General features: G+C 61.3%; 23 protein-coding genes. 14 read left to right on the top strand and 9 right to left on the bottom strand.

The features are described 5' to 3' along the window. Nucleotides 1–11 precede the first annotated feature (11 nt). Nucleotides 12–677, bottom strand: coding sequence for a GntR family transcriptional regulator (locus C9E81_RS17075; protein ID WP_122113562.1), 666 nt, complete (start codon nt 675–677; stop codon nt 12–14). Between the two features lie 117 nt (nt 678–794). Here C9E81_RS17075 and C9E81_RS17070 point away from each other — a divergent pair, with 117 nt between their 5' ends. From C9E81_RS17070 to C9E81_RS17050, 5 genes are read left to right on the top strand one after another with little or no spacing between them, the layout of a single operon-like run. Beyond that, nucleotides 795–1790 carry a TRAP transporter substrate-binding protein gene (locus tag C9E81_RS17070; protein WP_208021212.1) on the top strand — a complete coding sequence of 332 codons (996 nt, stop codon included), beginning with the start codon at nt 795–797 and terminating at the stop codon, nt 1788–1790. 5 nt (nt 1791–1795) lie between these two features. Further along, the gene (locus C9E81_RS17065; protein WP_166461960.1) at nt 1796–2302 is read left to right on the top strand and encodes a TRAP transporter small permease; all 507 of its coding nucleotides are present in this window, start codon (nt 1796–1798) and stop codon (nt 2300–2302) included. Further along, entirely contained in the window at nt 2302–3618 is a 1317-nt protein-coding gene (locus tag C9E81_RS17060) for a TRAP transporter large permease (protein ID WP_122113559.1), read from the top strand. Before C9E81_RS17065 ends, C9E81_RS17060 begins: the two co-directional genes overlap by 1 nt. After that, nucleotides 3615–4922 (top strand): malonyl-CoA decarboxylase, encoded by a 1308-nt coding sequence (locus C9E81_RS17055; RefSeq protein ID WP_122113558.1) that lies wholly within the window; start codon nt 3615–3617, stop codon nt 4920–4922. Before C9E81_RS17060 ends, C9E81_RS17055 begins: the two co-directional genes overlap by 4 nt. Beyond that, nucleotides 4919–6424: a malonate--CoA ligase gene (locus C9E81_RS17050; protein WP_122113557.1), complete on the top strand. Its 1506-nt coding sequence runs from the start codon at nt 4919–4921 to the stop codon at nt 6422–6424. Before C9E81_RS17055 ends, C9E81_RS17050 begins: the two co-directional genes overlap by 4 nt. Nucleotides 6425–6449: 25 nt before the next feature. On the opposite strand, the gene C9E81_RS17045 is transcribed toward C9E81_RS17050, so the two are convergent. From C9E81_RS17045 to C9E81_RS17035, 3 genes are read right to left on the bottom strand one after another with little or no spacing between them, the layout of a single operon-like run. Beyond that, nucleotides 6450–8195 carry a chloride channel protein gene (locus C9E81_RS17045; RefSeq protein ID WP_122113556.1) on the bottom strand — a complete coding sequence of 582 codons (1746 nt, stop codon included), beginning with the start codon at nt 8193–8195 and terminating at the stop codon, nt 6450–6452. 36 nt (nt 8196–8231) lie between these two features. Then, complete coding sequence (locus C9E81_RS17040) at nt 8232–9056, bottom strand: NAD-dependent epimerase/dehydratase family protein (protein WP_122113555.1); 825 nt, start codon at nt 9054–9056, stop codon at nt 8232–8234. After that, nucleotides 9056–9949, bottom strand: a complete 894-nt coding sequence (locus tag C9E81_RS17035) for a glycosyl transferase (RefSeq protein WP_243698702.1) — start codon at nt 9947–9949, stop codon at nt 9056–9058. The genes C9E81_RS17040 and C9E81_RS17035 overlap by 1 nt, the downstream gene beginning before the upstream one ends. Nucleotides 9950–10091: 142 nt before the next feature. On the opposite strand from C9E81_RS17035, the gene C9E81_RS17030 reads away from it, so the two are divergent. The 4 genes from C9E81_RS17030 (at nt 10092) to aspS (ending at nt 14877) form a co-directional block, all read left to right on the top strand. Next, nucleotides 10092–11471 (top strand): FAD-binding oxidoreductase, encoded by a 1380-nt coding sequence (locus C9E81_RS17030; RefSeq protein WP_122113554.1) that lies wholly within the window; start codon nt 10092–10094, stop codon nt 11469–11471. 108 nt (nt 11472–11579) lie between these two features. Beyond that, nucleotides 11580–12365 (top strand): glycoside hydrolase family 25 protein, encoded by a 786-nt coding sequence (locus C9E81_RS17025; RefSeq protein ID WP_122113553.1) that lies wholly within the window; start codon nt 11580–11582, stop codon nt 12363–12365. Then, nucleotides 12338–12997: a CPBP family intramembrane glutamic endopeptidase gene (locus C9E81_RS17020; RefSeq protein ID WP_122113552.1), complete on the top strand. Its 660-nt coding sequence runs from the start codon at nt 12338–12340 to the stop codon at nt 12995–12997. Before C9E81_RS17025 ends, C9E81_RS17020 begins: the two co-directional genes overlap by 28 nt. A gap of 104 nt (nt 12998–13101) precedes the next feature. Beyond that, on the top strand, nt 13102–14877 hold the full coding sequence (gene aspS, locus C9E81_RS17015; protein ID WP_122113551.1) for an aspartate--tRNA ligase: 1776 nt from the start codon (nt 13102–13104) through the stop codon (nt 14875–14877). Between the two features lie 6 nt (nt 14878–14883). Here aspS and C9E81_RS17010 read toward each other — a convergent pair whose 3' ends face one another. Further along, nucleotides 14884–15576 (bottom strand): Hint domain-containing protein, encoded by a 693-nt coding sequence (locus C9E81_RS17010; RefSeq protein ID WP_279432723.1) that lies wholly within the window; start codon nt 15574–15576, stop codon nt 14884–14886. Nucleotides 15577–16177: 601 nt separating this feature from the next. Here C9E81_RS17010 and C9E81_RS17005 point away from each other — a divergent pair. After that, nucleotides 16178–16879, top strand: a complete 702-nt coding sequence (locus C9E81_RS17005) for a GNAT family N-acetyltransferase (protein ID WP_122113549.1) — start codon at nt 16178–16180, stop codon at nt 16877–16879. A gap of 23 nt (nt 16880–16902) precedes the next feature. Here C9E81_RS17005 and C9E81_RS17000 read toward each other — a convergent pair whose 3' ends face one another. Further along, a complete protein-coding gene (locus C9E81_RS17000; protein ID WP_243698710.1) occupies nt 16903–17595 on the bottom strand; it encodes a response regulator in 693 nt (230 codons plus the stop codon). A gap of 173 nt (nt 17596–17768) precedes the next feature. On the opposite strand from C9E81_RS17000, the gene mce reads away from it, so the two are divergent. Continuing rightward, nucleotides 17769–18173 carry a methylmalonyl-CoA epimerase gene (gene mce / locus C9E81_RS16995; protein WP_122113547.1) on the top strand — a complete coding sequence of 135 codons (405 nt, stop codon included), beginning with the start codon at nt 17769–17771 and terminating at the stop codon, nt 18171–18173. Next, on the top strand, nt 18173–18445 hold the full coding sequence (locus tag C9E81_RS16990) for a DUF1467 family protein (protein ID WP_122113546.1): 273 nt from the start codon (nt 18173–18175) through the stop codon (nt 18443–18445). The genes mce and C9E81_RS16990 overlap by 1 nt, the downstream gene beginning before the upstream one ends. Here the strand turns inward: C9E81_RS16990 and C9E81_RS16985 are convergent. Both C9E81_RS16985 and C9E81_RS16980 read right to left on the bottom strand, forming a co-directional pair. Next, entirely contained in the window at nt 18399–19115 is a 717-nt protein-coding gene (locus C9E81_RS16985) for an EI24 domain-containing protein (RefSeq protein ID WP_243698701.1), read from the bottom strand. The two genes, C9E81_RS16990 and C9E81_RS16985, sit on opposite strands and share 47 nt — an antisense overlap. Then, nucleotides 19112–19684 (bottom strand): nitroreductase family protein, encoded by a 573-nt coding sequence (locus C9E81_RS16980; RefSeq protein ID WP_122113545.1) that lies wholly within the window; start codon nt 19682–19684, stop codon nt 19112–19114. Before C9E81_RS16980 ends, C9E81_RS16985 begins: the two co-directional genes overlap by 4 nt. 117 nt (nt 19685–19801) lie before the next feature. On the opposite strand from C9E81_RS16980, the gene C9E81_RS16975 reads away from it, so the two are divergent. Beyond that, nucleotides 19802–20050, top strand: coding sequence for a DUF167 domain-containing protein (locus tag C9E81_RS16975; protein ID WP_208021214.1), 249 nt, complete (start codon nt 19802–19804; stop codon nt 20048–20050). On the opposite strand, the gene C9E81_RS16970 is transcribed toward C9E81_RS16975, so the two are convergent. Beyond that, nucleotides 20047–20292: a hypothetical protein gene (locus C9E81_RS16970; RefSeq protein ID WP_122113544.1), complete on the bottom strand. Its 246-nt coding sequence runs from the start codon at nt 20290–20292 to the stop codon at nt 20047–20049. The genes C9E81_RS16975 and C9E81_RS16970 overlap by 4 nt on opposite strands. 141 nt (nt 20293–20433) lie before the next feature. Between C9E81_RS16970 and C9E81_RS16965 the strand changes: the two genes are divergently transcribed. Next, nucleotides 20434–21201 carry a M48 family metalloprotease gene (locus C9E81_RS16965; protein WP_122113543.1) on the top strand — a complete coding sequence of 256 codons (768 nt, stop codon included), beginning with the start codon at nt 20434–20436 and terminating at the stop codon, nt 21199–21201. Nucleotides 21202–21427 lie beyond the last annotated feature (226 nt).

Below are 21427 nucleotides of genomic sequence, written 5' to 3'. Positions count from 1 at the left end.
GGATATGCGGATCAGTCCGCCGTTGTCCGCGCGCCCGCGCCGAACTGCGCCAGAAAGTCGCCGAAGCGCTCCCCCTGTATCAGGATATGGGCTCGCTGCACGGCCTCTGCCGCCGCCTCGTCCCCGGCTTCGATGGCGGTGACGACCTGCGTATGCTCGGCCAGCGATTGCCGCAACCGGCGCGGCACGCGGAGTTGCTGGCGGCGAAAGGGTGTCAGACGCAGATGCAGGGATTCGGCCTGCTCTGCGAGGAATCCGTTGCCCGAGCCGCGGTAAATGGTGTGATGAAACTGGCGGTTGGCCTCGTAATAGGCCGAGACATCCTGCGCCGCTGCCGTGGTTTCGCAGGACATCAGCCATGCTTTCAATTTACTGATCAGATCGGGATCCGCGCGGCGGGCGCAGAGACGCGCGCATACGGCCTCCAGTTCCGCCATGACTTCGAACATCTCGACGATGCGCCCGATCGAGGGGTTCAGAACCTGCGTGCCCCTGCGCGGTTTCAGCTCGACCAGGCCCGAGGCCGACAGCCGCTGCAACGCTTCTCGCACAGGGGTGCGGGAGACGCCGAACCGCTCTGCAAGCGCCGGCTCTTCCAGCCTTGTGCCGGGAGGGAGCAGACCTTCGACGATCTCGGTCTCCAGCCTCTCGCTGATATTGTCGGCAACGCTGGCCATCCTTCAACCTCTACCAATATGCATCCATTATTATTCCTTGTGTATACACAAAAGTCGAGACAGTATGCACATTGGAGTGTGAGATTCGGCGCAATGTGCCGCGAGGGAGGAAATATCATGACCAGAATAATGACCGCCGCAGTAACGACCGCAGCGATCGCCGCCGCCATGCCGCTGGCTGCCGGAGCCGAGGTGCTGAAGGCCAGCCACCAGTTTCCGGGCGGCAAGGGCGACGCGCGTGACGAGATGGTGCAAATGATCGCCAAGGAGGTCGCAGATGCCGGCGTCGATCTGGAGATTCGCGTCTACCCGGGGGAATCGCTTTACAAGGCCCGCGAACAATGGAGCGCGGTAACCAGCGGGCAATTGGACATGACGTCCTTTCCGCTGGACTACGCCGCCGGCCGGGTGCCCCAGTTCAGCGTCACGCTGATGCCGGGGCTGGTGCGCAACCACGAACGCGCGCAACGCCTGAACGATTCGCCCTTCATGGAGGAAATCTACCGGCTGATCGAGGAAAGCGGCGCATTGGTCCTGTCGGACGCATGGCTCGCCGGCGGTTTCGTCAGCAAGAAGAACTGCATCACCGCGCCGGATTCGATCTCGGGGCAGGTGACACGCGCCGCAGGTCCGGCATTCGAGCAGATGCTGGTCGGCGCGGGGGCCTCTATCGCCTCGATGCCCTCCTCCGAGATTTACACCGGCATGCAGACCGGGGTGCTGGACGCGGCGAACACCTCGTCCGGCTCGATGGTCAGTTACCGGCTGTTCGAGCAGGCAAAATGCCTGACCGCCCCGGGCGAAAACGCGTTGTGGTTCATGTATGAGCCGGTGCTGATCTCGAAGAAGAAATTCGAGCGTCTCAGCGAAGAACAGCAACAGGCGCTGCGCGACGCCGGGCAAAAGGCCGAGGATTGGTTCGCCGAACAGGCCGCCGGACTGGACAGCAAGATGATCGAAGAGTTCGAGAAGGCCGGAGTCGAGATCGCCACGATGAGCCCGGAGGATTACGACGCATGGCTCGCCATAGCCAAGGAGACATCTTACAAGACCTTCGCCGAAGAGGTCGATGGCGGTCAGCAACTGATTGACCAGGCGCTGGCGGTGGAATGACGGGCATGAGCGCTGTCTTGCGGATTCTGGACGGTCTGGCCCGGCTGAGCGGCATCCTTGCGATGCTGCTCTTGGCCTCGGCGACGGTGGTGGTCACGCAGATGGTCATCTGGCGCTATTTCCTGGGCGCCTCGACCGTCTGGCAGACCGAATACGTGATCTTTTCGACCACGGCGGCGATGATGCTGGGGGCACCCTATGTGCTTGCGCTGAAAGGCCATGTCGGCGTCGATCTGCTGGTCGAGCGGGCGGGTGACGGGATGCGCCGGGTGCTGGCGCTGATCTCGGGGCTGGCCTCGCTTTTCTTTGTCGGCGCATTGGCATGGTCAGGGGCACATTTCCTTTTCGAGGCAACGATGAAGGGCTGGACCACCGACACAATCTGGGCCTTGCCCCTGTGGATCCCGTTCTGGCCGGTGCCCTTCGCCTTTGCACTTATGGGCCTGCAACTGGTCATGCAGATGGTCCTCGCGGTATTTCCCGAGCTTGCTGCAACGGAAGGAGCCTCGTGATGTCTCCATCTATGTCAGGTCTGGCCGTTCTGGTGACGATGTTTGCCCTGCTGGCGGCCGGGACCCCGATCGCCTTCACGATGGGCTTCGTCGCAGTTGCCGCCCTGGTGCTGTCGGAGGGATGGTCCGCCATCGGCGGTGTTTCGGAAACATTTTTCGCGGGGCTCGCAAATTTCGGGATGGTGTCAATTCCAATGTTCATCCTGATGGGCGCGGCGGTGGCATCATCGCCTGCGGGCAAGGATCTGTACGAGGCGCTGGATCGCTGGCTCTATCGCGTGCCGGGCGGCATGGTGTTGTCGAATATCGGAGCCTGCGCGCTGTTCGCGGCACTGTCTGGCAGCAGCCCGGCGACCTGCGCGGCCATCGGCAAGATGGGCATCCCCGAAATGACCAAGCGCGGCTATCCAGACTCACTGGCCGCAGGCTCCATCGCGGCTGGCGGCACGCTTGGCATCCTGATCCCGCCCTCGGTGACGATGATCGTCTATGGCATCGCGACCGAGACCTCTATCGGGCGGTTGTTCCTTGCCGGGCTGATACCGGGGCTGATGCTGACCGCGCTGTTCATGGTCTGGGCGTTGTTCGACTGCTGGCGGCGAGGGCTGGGGCTGTCGGATGTGACGCGCCGCTATTCGCTTGCCGAACGGCTGGAGAAGCTGCCGCGGGTGCTGCCTTTCCTGATCATCGTGGCGCTGATCCTCTTCGTGCTTTACGGCGGCGTCGCCACGCCATCCGAGGCGGCGGGAACCGGGGCGCTGATCTGCCTCGTGCTGGTCGCGGTGATCTATCGCATGTGGAAGGCCGGGCCGATGGTCGCGATCTTCCGCGACACGATCCGCGAGGCGGTGATGATCATGCTGATCCTCGGCGCGGCGGAACTGTTCGCTTTCGCGCTGTCTTCGCTGTTCATCACGCAGACGGTGGCGGATGGGATCGCCAGCCTCGAGGTCAACCGCTGGGTGCTGCTGATCGTGATCAACATCTTCCTGCTGGTCGCGGGCTTCTTCCTGCCTCCGGTGGCGATCATCCTGATGACCGCACCGATCCTGATGCCGATCCTCGATTCGGCCGGGTTCGACCCCTACTGGTTCGCGGTGATGCTGACGATCAACATGGAAATCGGGCTGATCACGCCTCCGGTCGGGCTTAACCTCTATGTCATCAACGGCATCGCACCGCAAATATCACTGCGCGATATCCTGGTGGGCTCGATGCCCTTCGTGGGGATGATGGTGCTGGGTATGCTGTTGCTGGCGGTCTTTCCGCAAATCGCCCTGTTCCTGCCCGAACTCGTCATGGGACCCGCGATATGACCCTGACCGCACAGATTTATGACCGTCTCAGCAGCCTCGTCGTCAGTTCCAGCTGGCGACGCGGCAAGGAGGCGGCGCCCAAACCCGAGGCGCTGATCGAATCTGCCCGCGCCCTGCCGGGGCTGCGCTCCGAGACCCGGGTGATGGCGATGGCCGTTGAGGTGCTGGACGGTTACGCGGCACTGGATGATGCCGGAAAGCGGGTGTTCTTCGACGCGTTGCGCGACGGTTTCGACCCCGATCCCGAGGCGTTGGCGGGCGCCGCCCGCGCTTACCTGGACATTGGCGATCCGGCGGCGCTGGAGAACCTGTCGCGCCTGGCCGAGCCTCCACGGCAGGAATTGCTCAGGCGGCTGAACATGGCTCCGGGCGGGACGGCACGGCTGGTGGGCATGCGGGCCGACCTGTTGCGGCTGACCGGGCGGGACGCGGCTTTCGCCCGCGTCGATGCCGATTTCCGGCACCTGCTGAAATCATGGTTCAATCGTGGTTTCCTGGAGCTTGTGCGGATCGACTGGCGCAGCCCGGCACTGTTGCTGGAAAAGCTGATCGAATACGAAGCGGTGCACGAGATCCGCGATTTCCGCGACCTGCAGATGCGGGTGCTGCCGCCCGACCGGCGCTGTTACGCCTATATGCACCCGGCCATGCCGGACGAGCCGTTAATTTTCGTCGAGGTGGCCCTGACCGAGGGCCTGCCGGATTCGGTTCAGGGGCTGATCGAAGAGACCCGCGAATTGCTGCCGCCGGAAAAGGCCGACACGGCGGTGTTCTACTCGATTTCGAACTGCCAGGCGGGACTGGCCGGGATCAGTTTCGGCAACCTGTTGATCAAGAATGTCGTGGCCGAGTTGTCGCGGGAACTCCCGGGGCTTTCGGTTTTCGTCACGCTTTCTCCCATTCCCGGCCTGCGGGCATGGCTGGAGGAGCGGTCCAAGGCGGGAGAAACCGCCATTGCCAAACTGCTGGATGATCCCACGCCCGCCGCGCTGTCGGCACAGACCGCCCGCTATCTGCTTCTGGCCAAGGACGACAGGGGCCGGCCGCGCGATCCGGTGGCGCGGTTCCACCTTGGCAACGGTGCCGAGGCGCATCGGGTGATCTCCAGTGCCGATATATCGAAACGTGGGCAGAAACAGTCGCTTGGGATGATGGTGAATTATCTTTATGACCGCCGCCGGATCGAGGCGCAGCATGACGAGTTCACCGAAAGCGGCACCATCGCCGCACCGAAGAAATTGCAGGAACTGGCCCGCAAGGCCGAAACCGAAGCAAGGCAGACGGACGGAAAGAAGAAGAAATGACCAACACGCTTTTTGACGCATTGATGGGCCCGCATGAGGGTTCGGCCCGTGACTTCCTGATCCTCGGGGACGGCAAGCGGATCAGCTATGGCGAGATGCATCGATTGTCAGGGCGTCTGGCCAACCTGCTGCAGGCCGAGGGGTTAAAGCCCGGCGATCGCGTCGCCGTGCAGGTCGAGAAATCGCCCGAGGCGCTGGCGCTCTACCTGGCGACGGTGCGGGCGGGGGGCGTGTTCCTGCCGCTGAATACCGCATATACCCCCGCCGAGATCGCCTATTTCGTCGGCGATGCCGAGCCTGCGCTGGTCATTTGCGATCCGGCGCGCGAGGGCAAGCGGGCCGATTTCATGCCCGCTGACGGCAAGCTGATGACGCTTGGCGCGGATGGCAAGGGTAGCCTGATCGAAGCCGCCGCCCATGACGAGGCGCATGATCCGGTCGCACGCGAGGGCGGCGATCTGGCGGCGATCCTTTACACATCGGGCACCACCGGTCGCTCGAAAGGCGCGATGCTGAGCCATGACAACCTGCTGTCCAATGCCCGCACGCTGGTCGATGCCTGGCGTTTTACCTCGGAAGATGTGCTGCTGCATGCCTTGCCAATCTTTCATACCCATGGGCTTTTCGTGGCCTCGAATGTGATGATCCTGTCGGGCGGGGCGATGATCTGGCTGCCGAAATTCGACGCCGCGCAAGTGGTCGGGCTGCTGCCTCAGGCAACCACGATGATGGGCGTGCCGACCTTTTACACGCGATTACTGGACCGGCCCGATTTCGACCGCGAGTTGGTGGCGGGCATGCGGCTGTTCACCTCGGGCAGCGCGCCATTGCTGGCGGAGACCCACCGCGCTTTCGAGGATCGGACCGGGCACCGCATCCTTGAACGCTACGGCATGACCGAAACGAACATGAACACCTCGAACCCCTATGACGGGGAACGCCGGGCCGGAACCGTGGGCTTCCCCCTGCCGGGGGTGGAGTTGCGGATCGTGGGCGAGGACGGGGCGGAGCTTTCGCAAGGCGAGATCGGGCAGATCGAGGTGCGGGGCGACAATGTCTTTCAGGGCTATTGGCGGATGCCGGAAAAGACCGCCGAGGAACTTGGCGCGGACGGCTGGTTCAAGACCGGTGATCTGGGGATGATCGACGCGGATGGCTATGTGAGCATCGTCGGGCGCGGCAAGGACCTGATCATCTCGGGCGGGTTCAATATCTATCCCAAGGAGGTCGAGTTGCTGATCGACGAGATGCCGGGTGTGCTGGAAAGCGCCGTGATCGGCGTCCCGCATCCGGATTTCGGCGAGGGTGTGGTGGCCGTGGTCGCTCGCGCGAAGGATGCCGAGCCCGACCCGCAGGCGATCATCGACGGGCTGGCCGACCGATTGGCGCGGTTCAAGCAGCCCAAGAAGGTGATCGTGGTCGATGAATTGCCGCGAAACACCATGGGCAAGGTGCAGAAGGCGGCGCTGCGAGCCGAACACGGGGCGCTGTTCAGGACCTGAAGGTATTTGAGCAAGGAATAAGCTCTTAACTATGCTCTTCGGCGGCGGTTTCGGCCAATGCCTGATTGAGCGCGCGCAGGGCGTCGACATGATAGACCACGCCAATGATCTCGGGTTCTTCCAACTCGTTTTCGGCCCCCTCCCCCGCCGGGTTTTCTAGGGGCCGGATCACCGGCAGGAAGGCCGCGCCCGTGCGGTCGAATTCGCTAAGCGCTTCGTCGAGCCGGGTTCCCTCGGTCAATGCCTGACCGGCGGCCAGCAAGTTGCGGGCAAGGTCGAGGGAGGGCGCATTTTCGGCATCCATCGGGCGGCGGATGGCGGTGATACGCATTTTTTGCGGCAGCCAGACCTGCGGCCCCTCGGCGACGCGGACATGGCGATTTTCAAGTTGCGTCAGGAAAAACGAGCGATGGACAAGCCGTGACGCCAGCGCCGAGCTGAGCGAAACGGCTGTCATCACGGCAATGCCTGTCTGCCAGTCCCCGGTCATCTCGAAGACGATCAGGGCGGTCGAGATCGGCGCGCCCAGAACTGCGGCCCCGACCGCGCCCATTCCCGCGAAAGCGTAGATATTGACCGATCCGGAGATATCGGGCAGCAGCGATGTCGAGATGATCCCGAATGCCAGCCCGGTCAGCGAGCCCATGACGAGTGCGGGCGAGAAAACCCCGCCACCCATCCGGCCGCCAAAGGTGATCGCCACGGCCACGGCCTTGACTACGGCGAAGGTGATCGCGGCTGTCAGTCCAATCCGCCCCGCCAGCGCCGCCGCCGTCGTTTCATAGCCGACGCCGATGATATGCGGGAAAGGGATGGCGATCAGTCCCAGCAGCAATCCGGCGATGGCCGGGCGCGACCAGCGCGGCCAGCCGATCCGGTTCATGACCCGGTCGCCGATCTTCTCGGCCCGGAAGATCGCTTTCATCATCGCCGCCGCGACCAGCGCCGAGACAAGACCCAGCAGCATGAAGGCGGGCAGTTCGACATAGAAGGCGAGATCGATTTCCTGCTCGAGCTCGAATTCAGTCAACCCGCCGAATTGCAGGCGGTTGATGACGGTGCCCACCACAGCGGAGATAGCGATGGGAGCAAAGGCATGCAGGGCGAAATGCCGCAGCACCACCTCATGCGCGAAAAGCGCCCCGGCAATGGGTGCGTTGAAGCTGGCGGCGACCGCGCCCGCGACGGCACAGCCCAGCAGGTCGCGGCCTGTCATCGGGCTGGCCTTGATGCGGCTGGCGACGGTGGTCGAGATAACCCCGGCAAGATGCACGACCGGCCCTTCCCGACCCGAGCTGCCGCCCGTTCCAAGGGTAATCATCGAAGCCGCCGCCGAAGCCAGCCCCTCGCGCGTCTCGACCCGCCCGCCTTCAAGCGCGGCGCCTTCGATCACATCGGCTACGGCACGGACACGGCCATCCGAGGTGAAACGGTCCAGTATCAGCCCCACGATCAGCCCACCGATCACCGGCACGATCAGGACCCAATACCATGGCAGCCGCTCGGCCACGGTGGCAAGCGTCAGGTCGTCGGCACCATAGATCAACCGCTGCAGCGCTCCGATGCCCAAACGGAATCCCAGTGCCGCGAACCCGGCCCCAATGCCGATAAAAACCGCCAGGAGCCAGAACTGAACCTGGCTCGGGCCACGTTCGCGCATGATCCGGACAGCCTTGCTGAAACGACCGTGGACATAGCGCCGGTTCAGTTTCCACCGTTCCGCGAGTCGCGATTTACTACTGCCGTTTCTTCCTGAAAGCCGGTTACTCATTGCCGTTTCACTGTCCTGTCCGCTTGGGACAGCGAATCACAAATGCGCTTTCGGGTCCAGCATAGCGGGCAGACTGGCCCGGAGAAGTTCCATGCCTCCGGGCTGCCAGCCCATCGCCGCGAGCCGGTCGCATTTCAGGACCCGCAGTGCCGAGATATCCGTGCGCGGAGGCAGGGGCGAGGTGCTGCCGGTCAGGCGCCGGACCTCTGCAAGCAGATCGTGCCGGTCAAGGATCAGGTCACTGGCGTTCACGCTGGACGGCGGAGTCTCCTGCTCCAGCAAAAGCAGCATCGCATCGGCAAGATCCTTGCCATGCAGCTCGGTTCCGGCGCGTGGGGCGATCCTTATGCCCGCAAGGTAGTCCGCGAAGAGGCTGCGCCATTTATGCCTTGGGCCGGGGCCATAGACACCTGTGGCACGGATAGCCGTGCCATGCAGGCCAAGGCCACGAAGATATTCTTCGGCCAGTGCCTTCACTTCGCCATAAAGATTCGCCGGGCGGGCCGGAAAATCGTCGGTCAGTTCGACATGCCGGGGATGGCCGTCATGGACCGCGCGGGAGGACAGGAACAGGATACGCCGCAGCCCGGAACCCGCTGCGGCATCGAACAGCCGGATCGTGCCATCGAGATTCGCCCGGCGAAATCCTTCCGGATCATCGCCTTCGCCGCCACGATAGCGACCGGGTCGATGGGCGAAGGCGCAATGGATCAAGGCGTCATGCCCCGACAGATCAGGGGCATCGCCAAGCAGATAACCGTTGCTGCGGTCAAGGACCGTAACCTCGTGCCCGGCTGCGCGGGCAGCCCGCAAGGCAAAGCCACCGACGATCCCGCTTGCTCCGGTCAGGGCGATCCGCATCAGGCGGCAGGACGGGCCTGGGCAGAGAGGTCCGGAACGGGCTGGCCGGAGGCAATGGCATGCCAGAGATCGATCAGGGGGCGCAGCAAATGAACCTTGTCGTGGTCCTGCCACGGTTTTTCGTATTGGAAATGAAGAATGCGGATATCTTCCCAGCTCCACAGCTCGGGCATGTTGAACCAGACATATTGCAACATGTTGTGATGGATCGACAGCCCGTGCCAGTCGGGGAAGTAATCCTGCAGGAAGGTCTGGTCGGTCCTGCGCCAGAAGACTCCCGGCCGATCCAACCTTGCCAGCATATCGCGGTATGTGCGGATATCCGGACGGGCGGTGAAAACACCGGAATTCATCCTGTGAAACCCGTCCAGCCCGTCATAGACATTGGGCGCAGCACAGAACTCCGGCAGTTCGAACAGCTTGTCCACCGGTCGCAGCACCACGGCATCGGCATCGATGAAAACACAGCGTTCGTAATCGAGCTGCCACAGGCGCAGTTTGACGAAATTGTCCAATGGAGTGTGAAAGTCCGGCTTGCCTCCACGGGTGAAGACCGCACGCTTATGCAGCGCATCGCGGGCATGCGTGGCGTCGAAAGCCTCGGATGTCGGCAACAGATCGGCAGCGACCAGCCGCGCGCCATGCAAACGGAGCCGCGCCAGATGCGCCGCTGAAAGACCACGATGCATCACCACCAGATCGGCCCCGGTATCGGTCAGCCGCAGGGAGCGCAGCAGCGCCTCGGCGCCCGGCAGGTAATCGGGATTACTGACCAGCGTCACATAAGCATGGTCCGATCGCGGTCCGGCCTCGGCCGCCAGCCCATCGGGCAACGCATGACTGGCGTTTTGCAGGCGGGCCGGGCGAATGGGGGAAATACGGGTGGTATCCATCTAGAACTGCTTCCTGCCTTCGATCCTGCTAATGCGAGCGCCACGCTATGGCAATTCCATGACCCGTAGATGACAGAAAATATGGGGGTTTGCCAAGTTCCATCATGAGGCTAACCTCCTGCCGACAAGCGGAGGACTGCCGATGAGTTTGCCACTCGACCTGATCGAGCAACTGGAATCACTGCTGGGTTCGCGCCTGTCGCAGGGTGCCGCAGATCGCGATCACCACGCGGAATCAGCAAGCTTTCATCGCGCGCCGCCGCCTGACGCGGTAGCCTGGCCCGAAAGCGCCGAGGAAGTGTCGGCGATCGTCCGGGCCTGCGCCGGTGCGGGCGTGCCGGTGGTCCCATGGGGCACGGGAACCTCGCTGGAAGGACACGCTCTGGCGACGCGCGGCGGCGTGACCATCGACCTGACCCGGATGGACAAGGTTGTCGATATCCGGGCCGAGGACATGCAGGCCAGCGTTCAGCCCGGCGTCACCCGCGAGGCGCTGAATACCGAGTTGCGGGCGACCGGACTGTTCTTCCCGGTCGATCCCGGCGCCAATGCCAGCCTTGGCGGCATGGCCGCGACGCGTGCCAGCGGCACTGCCGCAGTGCGTTATGGCACCATGCGGGACAATGTGCTGGGATTGCAGGTCGTGCTTGCGGACGGACGAATCATCCGCACCGGCACGAGGGCGGCGAAAACCAGCGCCGGATATGACCTGACCGGATTGTTCGTGGGCTCGGAGGGCACTCTTGGAATAATCACCGAACTGACCCTGCGCCTGCATGGCCAGCCCGAGGATGTGGCGGCGGCGGTCTGCGCCTTCGACAGCCTCGAGCACGCGGTCGAATGCGTCAGCGCAACGATCCAGTCAGGGATTCCGATGGCGCGGATCGAGTTCGTCGATGCCGTCGCCGCCCGTGCCTTCAATCTTTATGCTGGCACAACCCTGCCCGAAACTCCGCATTTGATGGTGGAATTTCACGGTTCGCCCTCTGCCGTACGCGAGGATGCCGAACGTTTCGGTGAACTGGCGCGCGAATTCGGAGCCCAGGGCTTTGACTGGGCCACTTCGCCCGAGGATCGCACCCGGCTGTGGCGCATGCGGCACGGGGCCTATCACGCCTGCCTTACCCTGCGCCCGGGTGCGACCGGCGTCGTCACCGATGTCTGCGTACCGATGTCGCATCTGCCCGCAGCCGTAGCCGCCGCCGCCGAGGATATTCGCGAAGCCGGGCTGATCGGGCCGATCGTCGGCCATGTCGGAGACGGCAATTTCCATTCGCAATTGCTGGTCGAACCGGGCAACGAGGCCGAGATCGCCGCGGCCAAGCGCATCGCCACTCGCATGGCCGAGCGCGCATTGGCAGTCGGGGGCACGATCACTGGCGAGCATGGCATCGGCATCGGCAAGCGCCCGCTCATGGAGGCGGAGCATGGCGAGGGCTGGCAGGTGATGGGCGCGATCAAGGCCGCTCTGGACCCCGGCAACATCCTGAACCCCGGAAAACTGGTACCGGACCGCAACTGACGCTTTCGTGACTGTCACGGCCCGGTGACTTTATCTCACGGGTTTGCGATAACGGGCAAAAGCCGCGGCAAACGCGGCAGGGTAAACGAGGCAGGAGCGAGGGCAGCAATGCGCCATTTTACCAAGGTACTACTAGGCCTCATGCTAGTATTGGCAGTGGCCTGTGCAAGGACGCCGTCAGGCAGATACGGAGCACCGGGCCCAGGGGCGAATCCGCAGCTTGGCGATAGTGCGCCGCATGACTGGGGCTGGAGCCATCCCTACAAGCATCAGGTGCATGGCATCGATATTTCCCGCTGGCAGGGTGATATAGACTGGGGACGGGTGCGCGGCGCCGGAATCAGCTTTGCCTTCATCAAATCGACCGAGGGCGGCGATCACATAGATCCCAATTTTCACCGTTACTGGCGCGAGGCTGCCGGGGCGAGGATCCCCCGCGGTGCCTATCACTACTATTATTTCTGCCGCAGCGGAGCGGAACAGGCACGCTGGTTCATCCGCAATGTCCCGCGCGAACGTGGTTCGCTGCCACCCGTGCTGGATATCGAATGGACCCACTCCAGAACCTGTCCGCACCGCCCCCCGGCATCCGAGGTCAAGCGCGAGGCTTCGATCTTCCTGGATATCGTCGGTCGCCATTACGGCCAGCGCCCGATCGTCTATACCACCGTGGACTTCTACCACGATAACGATCTGGGAGACCTGCGGGCCGAATTCTGGCTGCGCTCGGTTGCCGATCATCCGGACAACATCTATCCGGGCCAGAGATGGGCTTTCTGGCAGTATACTGGTACTGGAATCGTTCCGGGAATCGACGGCGATGTCGATCTGAACGCCTTCGCCGGCTCTGCTGCGGATTGGTCGCGATGGTTGCAGACACGTCTGACGCGGTAAGACCGCGCCTTTGGCTGATGGCCGAGTTCGCGGCGCTCTATATCGGGGCGCCGCTGGCTATTGCATTGTTCCTGCCGCCGCAGCGAATGTTCACTGCCCTGTTCGTCTTCAGCGTCGCAGGCCTGTTGCTGCTTTGGCGGACAGGTGGCTTCCGCTGGCGGAACCTGGTCCGTGGCCGGCGCATCCCGTGGTGGGAGGTTCTGGGCATCACCCTTGCCACGCTGGTCTCGGGCGTCGCAATCCTGTCTCTGGTCCGTCCCGATGCGCTGTTTGCAATCCTGCGGACAAGCCCGGAATTCCTGCTGGTAATCTGGTGCTTCTACCCGCTTCTCTCGGCATTGCCGCAAGAGCTGATCTTTCGCCCGCTGTTCTTTCACCGCTACGGCTCGCTTTTGCCCGAGGGGCGGGGCGCAATCGCGATCAATGCGCTGATCTTTTCCTTTGCGCATCTGATGTACTGGTCATGGATCGTGGCCGCGATGACTTTCGTCGGCGGTTGGGTCTTTGCCCGCGCCTATCTGCGTCACGGCTTTCCCGCCGCTTGGGTGCTGCATGCGGTGGCCGGGAATATCCTCTTTGCAGTAGGCATGGGCTATTATTTCTGGTCCGGGAACGTGGTGCGGCCGTTCTGAGCGGTTGACTTCCCCGTCGCCAAAAGGTTCATGCGGTTGCTGAAGTGATCGCTATGCCAGTGATCACACAACTAACGATCATTTTCGCGATCTGAGGACCGGACATGCACGCCTATCGCAGCCATAACTGCGCCGAATTGACCGCCGCCAATGCCGGGGAAACCGTCCGCCTGTCGGGCTGGGTACACCGTGTCCGCGATCATGGAGGCGTGCTGTTCGTTGATCTGCGCGATCATTACGGCATGACGCAGGTGCTGGCCGACAGCGACAGCCCCGCCTTTGCCGCAATGGAACGATTGCGGGCCGAAACCGTCATCCGCATCGACGGCAAGGTCAAGATGCGCGATGCATCACTGGTCAATCCCAAGCTGCCCACGGGCGAGATCGAGGTCTATGCGGCGGAACTCGAGGTTCTGGGCCCCGCCGAGGAACTGCCGCTGCCGGTATTCGGAGACCAGGAATATCCCGAGGAAACCCGCCTTGCCTATCGTTTCCTCGACCTCCGCCGCGACAGCCTGCACAATAATATAATGCTTCGCTCGCAGGTGATCCGGTCCTTGCGCAACCGCATGTGGGATCAGGGTTTCACCGAATTCCAGACCCCGATCATCACCGCCTCCAGCCCCGAGGGCGCGCGCGACTTCCTGGTCCCCTCTCGCCTGCATCCGGGCAGGTTCTATGCGTTGCCGCAGGCCCCGCAACAGTTCAAGCAACTCATCATGGTTGCGGGCTTCGACAAGTATTTCCAGATCGCTCCCTGCTTCCGCGACGAGGATCCCCGCGCCGACCGCTCACCCACCGATTTCTACCAACTCGATCTCGAGATGTCCTTTGTCGATCAGGAGGATGTCTTTGCCGCCATCCAGCCGGTCATACAGGGCCTGTTCGAGGAGTTCGGAGGCGGCCGCCCGGTCGATGCCGACTGGCCGCGCATCCCCTTTGCCGAGGCGATGCTGAAATATGGCAGCGACAAGCCCGACCTGCGCAACCCGATAGAGATGCAGGTCGTGTCCGAGCATTTCCGCGGCTCGGGCTTTGCGATCTTTGCCAAGCTGCTGGAGCAGGAGGGCACCGAGGTCCGCGCCATTCCCGCGCCAGGAGGCGGCAGCCGCAAATTCGCCGACCGCATGAACGCCTTCGCGCAACAACAGGGCCTGCCCGGCATGGGCTATATTTTCTGGCGCAAGGGCGAGGATGGCCAGACAGAAGCGGCTGGTCCCATCGCCAAGAATATCGGCCCCGAACGCACCGAGGCAATCCGTCAGCAGCTTGGGCTTGGTGAGGGCGACGCAGCGTTCTTCCTTGGCGGCAAGCCCGAATCCTTCGAGGCGGTGGCAGGCCGGGCCCGCAACGAGATCGGCCGCGAATTGGGGCTGACCGACGAGAACCAGTTCAAATTCGCCTGGATCGTCGACTTTCCGATGTATGAGAAGACCGACGAGGGCAAGATTGACTTCAGTCATAATCCGTTCAGCATGCCGCAGGGCGGGATAGAGGCGCTGGAAGGCGATCCGCTGGCGGTCAGGGGCTATCAATACGACCTTGCCTGCAACGGCTACGAACTGGTTTCCGGTGCGATCAGGAATCACAAGCCGGAAATCATGTTCAAGGCGTTCGAACTGGCGGGCTATCCGGCCTCCGAGGTCGAGGCGCGTTTTGGCGGTATGGTCAAGGCGTTCCGCTATGGTGCGCCTCCGCATGGCGGCTGCGCCGCAGGCATCGATCGGATCGTGATGCTTTTGGCGGATGAGCAGAATATTCGTGAAGTCATCATGTTCCCGATGAACCAACGCGCCGAGGACCTGATGATGGGTGCACCAAGTGAGCCGACGAATGAGCAACTGCGCGAATTGCGGTTACGGGTATTGCCAAAAGAGTAACCGCCCTTATGCCTTCGGCCATGATGTCGGCCCGTCACGGCACACGGTCTTATCCGTGATCATCGGCATATTGTCTTTTTTATACCGATGAATGAGCTTGCGCGCACTCTCTCGTGCCTCGATAAATTTCCGGGCAGGTGGGTAGAAAAAATCCGGATCTGAGATTCCCGGAAAAATCAGGGAAATTTCTTCCCTAGCGGCAGAAGAAAGGTTTCTTATTGCAATCTTTCCCAGATACATACTTTCGACCATCGCACCTTCAGCAAACAAGACTTCATGGTTTTCCAAAAGAACATGCCAATAGGTAACGGAGCTGGCATCAGCTTCGATACTTATACCATCACAATCAACAAGATTGATTGCCGGAACCATCACCTCTGTGGAGCCGAACATCCGCTTGGAGATTTCTGATCCAATCAGTATACGATGTTGCCTGCTTACCACCAGATCTCTGGATGGCATGTTTTCTCCAAGAGAACCGGCACGAATCCTGATCGGGTATAATTTTGGTTTATATAGAAGATCTATGCTGTCGACACTCCAGCTTCCGGTCCACAGGATTTTCCTGTATCCATTATCTAATGTCCGAACAGCATCCCCGGCTTTCAGCTCCTCGACCAGCCGTAAACCCGAAGATGTCTCGATCAATGTTCCGGAAACAAAGCAAGCGGCATCTACCGATTCGACCTCCTCGGAAATAGTTGAATAACGCAGTCTGGAAGGCTGACTGCTTTCGGCAACCGTAAGCGCTGCACCCCGCGAAGGGATTTTGCCGTCCTTCCAGATATAGAATTCCGTTTCAGTATTAACGCCGGTGCTGGATGTATCAATGGAATTTATCCAGGCGACTTAGGTTTCGCCTGTGTTGGATTCTACAAAGGTGATCTGCCCTGCAGGCACAATTTGCGTGCCCGCCGGCCACTCTTTACCGTTGATTATGAAATTCTTCCCTAAAAGCTGATTATAATCACCTTCCACATAATATTCATCCGTCTCATCATCGGTCAGTGTGACCGCATAGGGATCACCACCATTATAGATGTAGACCTACCCCCTGAAGGCATTCGGAACATATCTCACCTCATCTATCACGGGCCCCGGATCTCTCCCTCCTGACTGCCAGGAAAAAGCGCCGTCAGCATCAACGATATTCCCGAGCTTATAGATCTTTTGCGCCATCTTTCTCTCGCCTGGATATCCGAATTTTCTTTTATAAACTCTCGCAGAAGCTTCCGAAGCGCAAACTCTATAGCTTTACAATTTTAATACAAAACGCCAGAGTTTTCTTCAGGAGAATCATATGAACGAAACTGCCAAGAAGCTTCTGAATTTCGTCCCGCCACCCGCACCGGACATGCGCATCATAGACGCGGTCTGGGCTCGACTTGAACAACTTGATCCCGACCGTCACGCCGAGCCGATTTTCAAGGCGGTCCGGGATGCCGATCAGGTCTGGGACTATCTGGCCATAGGGCCGTTTTCCGATCTTGACGCCTATCGCGAATGGCAGGTGCAGACGGCCACATCGTCCGATCCCCGCTTCTATGCCATCGTGGATCCGTGGACGGAACAGGCGGCGGGTGTGGCGTCCTTCATGCGTATCAACCGGACCAACGGCGTGATCGAGATCGGCAATATCATGCTAAGCCCCGCCCTGCAGCGCAGCAGGACCGGCAGCGCCGCCCTGATGGCGATGATCCGTTGGGCCTTCGAGACGGGCTATCGCCGGGTCGAATGGAAATGCAACGCGCAGAACGCGCCTTCCCGCCGGGCGGCGCTTCGGTTCGGCTTCCGGTTCGAGGGCGAGTTCCGGCAGCATATGATCGTGAAAGGCAGCAACCGCGACACTGCGTGGTTCTCGATCATCGACGGTGAATGGCCGGCTCTGGACGCCGCCTATCGGCAATGGCTAGAGCCTGCGAATTTCGATGCCGATGGATCGCAGCGTCACAGCCTGTCATCACTGACCGCGCAGGCATTGCCCGGTCGCAAGGATGGCTGAAGCAGGTCGGAAAGCGGTCTGCCCTAATGCGCTATGGTTCGGGCAAGCCTGTCCTCAACCATGGCGCTGATACCTGCGAGACTGGCAGTGATTGCATATCCCTTCCGAAGATCACCCGCCAACGCCAAAGCGGCTTCTTGCAGTGGCTCATCATGGGCTGACCGTGCCACTCCACACAGAAAGCGGACGACGTAGTCAATGCAGTTTGGATCGCTGGCACGGGACAGGATTTCCGCCACATAGGCGAGATCTTCACGCAGGCTCGCGTTATCAGGTTGAATCATGTCATCGGAAACAGCGGTCGGCCTCCAACTGCGCAGGTTGGCAGGCAAGATCGACATCACCGCATGCTGAAAGATCGCCACGCTCTCTACCGGTTTGGCCAGGAAACCGTCCGCACCGGCCGCAAGCACGGTATTATGCAAACCTGGATCGCCCGAGATACCGACAATCGCCGCAACCCGTGGCGTGGCATGCGCAAGGTCGCGAATCAAGTCGGCACCGTCGCCATCAGGCAGTCCCAGATCGATGATCGCCACGTCTGGACGATAGGCCTGCAGATGCCGGAACGCCGAACGAAGGCAGTCCGCCCGCCGGACCCGCGCACCCGAACGCATGCATAGTAACCGCATGGCCTCGCTCGAATAGCGCGAATCCTCGACTACCAGCACTGTCAACCCGGCCAAGGGACGACCGGGCGGCGTCACCCTCGCCATCGGCAAGGGAGCACCCGCTTCCGCCGCAACTTCTGACAACATCTCTTTCACCCCGCGATTCTGTGGAGACAGGCCAAGTGTGTTTGCCGGATGCTAAAGTCAGGTTAACCGCGTCGGGTTTTACTTTCACTTCCGTTACACAGGGCCTAGAAAACAGGCAAACGGAGGTTGCTATGATCGGACGCCTTAACCATGTTGCCATTGCCGTGCCCGACCTGAAGGCAGCGGCGGCCCAGTATGAGAACACGCTGGGCGCGACCGTCCGCCCCCAGCAGGACGAACCCGATCACGGCGTGACCGTGGTTTTCATCGAACTGCCCAATACCAAGATCGAATTGCTCTACCCCTTGGGTGATGACAGCCCGATCAAAGGGTTTCTCGAAAAGAATCCTTCCGGGGGTATTCATCACATGTGCTTTGAAGTGGAGGATATTCTTGCCGCACGCGACAGGCTCAGGGCCGAAGGCGCCCGCGTTCTTGGCAATGGCGAACCCAAGATCGGAGCGCATGGCAAACCGGTGCTGTTCCTGCATCCCAAGGATTTCAACGGCTGCCTGATAGAGCTGGAGCAGGTCTGATGAATCTTACAGGTGGTATCGTTCTTTATGCCGTGCTGTGGTTCCTGACCCTGTTCATAGTCGTGTTGATTGGTCAGAAATCGCAGGCCGATGCCGGAGAGATCGTCCCCGGCACCCCGGCAGGTGCTCCGGCCGATTTCAAACCCGCCCGGAAAGTGATCTGGACCACGGTGATCTCTGCCGCAATATGGGCCGTCATTGCCTGGGTGATCCTGGGCGGTGTGATCAGCCGCGAGGAACTGGAGAGCTTCGACCTGTTCTTCCGCGGATGAGGTGGAACAGATGGGTAAAAGCGGCTGCGGCCAGAAGCGGTCCGACGATATTCACCACGGGCACGGTCAGCAGAATCGCAATCATCACCCCTGCAATAGTGATCTTGCCATTGTTCTGCTTGCGCAAAGCCGTCGCCTGAGGCCCGCGCAGATGCCGCCGTGCCGCCATCTGGAAGAATTCCCGCCCCAGCAGCCAGCCATTCGCGCCATAGAACAGGACCGGCGCAAATGGCCCGAGAAAGGGCGTCAGCACCAGCGACAGGACCGCTACACCGATCACGGCGGCCACCAACGCCAACGATTCCAGCAGCCCGTCCAGTAAGTCTACTGGCTGCCCCTCGGCAGAAGGGTAATGGATTTGCTCTACCGCTTCCGAGACGCGTTCGGCGAAGATGCCGCAGAAACCAGCGGCAACAGGGGCCATCAGGAAGATTCCCATCAGCGGGAACAGGGCCAGAGAACTCCACGACAGGGTATTGCCGAGGTCAATCGCGCCGATCCAGGGCAGGCTGAAACTGCCGGGTGTGAATGCCCGGATCAGCCAGAAAGCCCCGGCCTGAAGGATGACGAACAGCAGGATCGTCAGCCCAATTCCCATAAGCACCAGCGAAAGGATCCGGGGACGTAGCAGATCGCCCCATGCACGAAACAATGCGCTTGTAACAATCATTCCAGCCAGCTCGTCTTTGTGGCGATATCAGGGCGGGGCCGTTCGGGAGGTGTGTTGCCCCGCGTGCCGATATGAACCAGCCCTGCCACCCGCTCCCCGTCCCGCAAGCCCAGATGCGAACGTGCGAAGTCATCGTTGGTCGCGGCGAAACCCGTCAGCCATGCCGCGCCCCAACCCGAGGCCAGCGCCGCGTTCACAAGCCCCAGGCAAACGGCCCCGGCAGAAAGCACCTGCTCCCACTGGGGAATCTTGGTGCTATCCACTGGAGAGGAGATCACTGCGACGATCACCGGGGAGGAAAACGCCGATGCCGCCTTATCCGCCGCTGCTTCATCCTGTCCGTCATTCAAGACTTCCTGCCGCAACAGCGGCTGAAGCCGATCCAACCTGCTGCGGCCAAGCACAAGGAACCGCCATGGCTCCAACTTGCCGTGATCGGGCGTGCGAGCCGCCAGCGTCAGCAGTTCCTGAACCTGATCACGGCTTGGCCCGGGCTCGGTCAGCAGCTTCGGCGGGTGCGAGCGGCGGGTCGCCAAAAACTCCAGTGCCGCCTCGTTGCGGTATTCCATGAGCATCTCCTTCAGCGGTCACAGATAGGGAACCGTAGGCGGTTTTCCCAGAGCCCGCATTGCTGTGCAAGGCATAAGGGATTGCGAAAGACCGCCCGGGGCAGCATTCTGCTGGACATGACCGATCTCAGCCATCTGGCCCATGAGGGCAGCGAAATTCGTCTGCGCGTGACGTCAAGGGCGCGACGTAACGCGATCAGCATCGACGGTGACGAAATCCGGGTTCATGTGACGGCTCCGCCCGAAGATGGAAAGGCCAATGCCGCAGTGGTCAAGCTGCTCGCGAAATCCCTGGGAGTGGCGAAATCGCGACTGACCCTTTTGCGTGGAGTAACTTCGCGCGACAAGGTCTTCCGGCTGGATTAGCTGTCCTTCTCGATCCGGTAGTTCCCTTCCGGCAGGTTCAGCGCCAGGCGCAACTCTGCAAGCTGGTGCATCGTGAAGGTGACACGGGCCACCTCTTCACCATCGGCATTCATCTGTTCGACGATCACCCGGTCGTCGAAGGTCAGAATCACCACATCCTCGTTCAGCGGACGGGTATTCGGCCCTGTCTCGTCGATGAGGGTAATGACCGTGGCGTCGAAATCATGCTCGATGGTGAACATCTGGGCCTCCTTGGTTCGACCGACAATCGCGTGAAACGGCTGAACGGGCAAGGGTCGGGGCTTGCACGACCGCAGCACCGGGATAAAGTGGCAATCAAGCGGTGGATCAATCGCGTCAGGCGGGACGAGGAATACATAAGGATGAGCAGAGGTTTGGGCAAAGCAAAACTTGCTGCGGCAGTTCTGGCGGGATTCGCGATCCTGTCGGCCTGTGCTCCGCTGCCGCCGGAAGGGCAAACCGCGCCGACGCGCCCGGCTGTGATCCAACCACAACCGGCACCGGCGACGATCACCTCTCCGGATACAGCCGCGCGAACCTTTGTCAGCGTGATGCGCCGCATGGAACCTGCGGTAGAGCGCGAATGCCTACAACGGCGGACACAGCCGATCAATTGCGATTTCCAGTTCGTCGTCGATGATCGGCCGGGACTGGAACCGAACGCTTTCCAGACCATCGACGACAATGGCCGCCCGATCATCGGCTTTACCCTGTCCCTGATCGCAGCGACCCGCAATGCCGATGAGATCGCCTTTGTCGTCGGGCACGAGGCCAGTCATCACATCCTGAACCATCTCGACCGCAAGGCGGGCGCGGCAACGGCTGGTGCGGTAATCCTTGGCAGTATCGCCTCGGTTTATGGCGGCAACGAATCGGCGATCGCGACGGCACAGCAGATCGGCGCCTCGGTCGGATCGCGCTATTATTCCCAGGATTGGGAGCTTCAGGCGGATTACCTGGGTGCGATCATTACGCTGAATGCGGGCTTTGACCCAAGAAACGGCGCCCGCTTCTTCGAGCGCCTGCCTGATCCGGGTAACCGCGTGCTTGGCACCCATCCACCAAGAGCCGCAAGACTTGCCCAGGTCGAACGCGCAATCGCGGATGTCCAATACGGAAGAACGCGCTAGAGCTCATATGCATGATATTGCCGTGCATGGCTGAAGCGGTGTGAACCTTGGGATAACCTCGCGTAAGGTCACTCTCCTTTAGGTTGAATATCTGCGACAGGTGCCTTATCGCCGGATCAGGCATCGATGAACACGCAACCGCGATTACCGGCTGCCTGTTAAGGATGCATTCAGAACTGGCCTGCTAAGTCATGACCTGCGGGGATTCGCAGCGGAAACATGTATC

This window comes from Paracoccus alkanivorans, assembly GCF_003697785.1.
Classification (GTDB): Bacteria; Pseudomonadota; Alphaproteobacteria; order Rhodobacterales; family Rhodobacteraceae; genus Paracoccus; species Paracoccus alkanivorans.
Note: the sequence above shows the minus strand (reverse complement) of the source record. Positions and strands in the feature narration are given on the sequence as shown.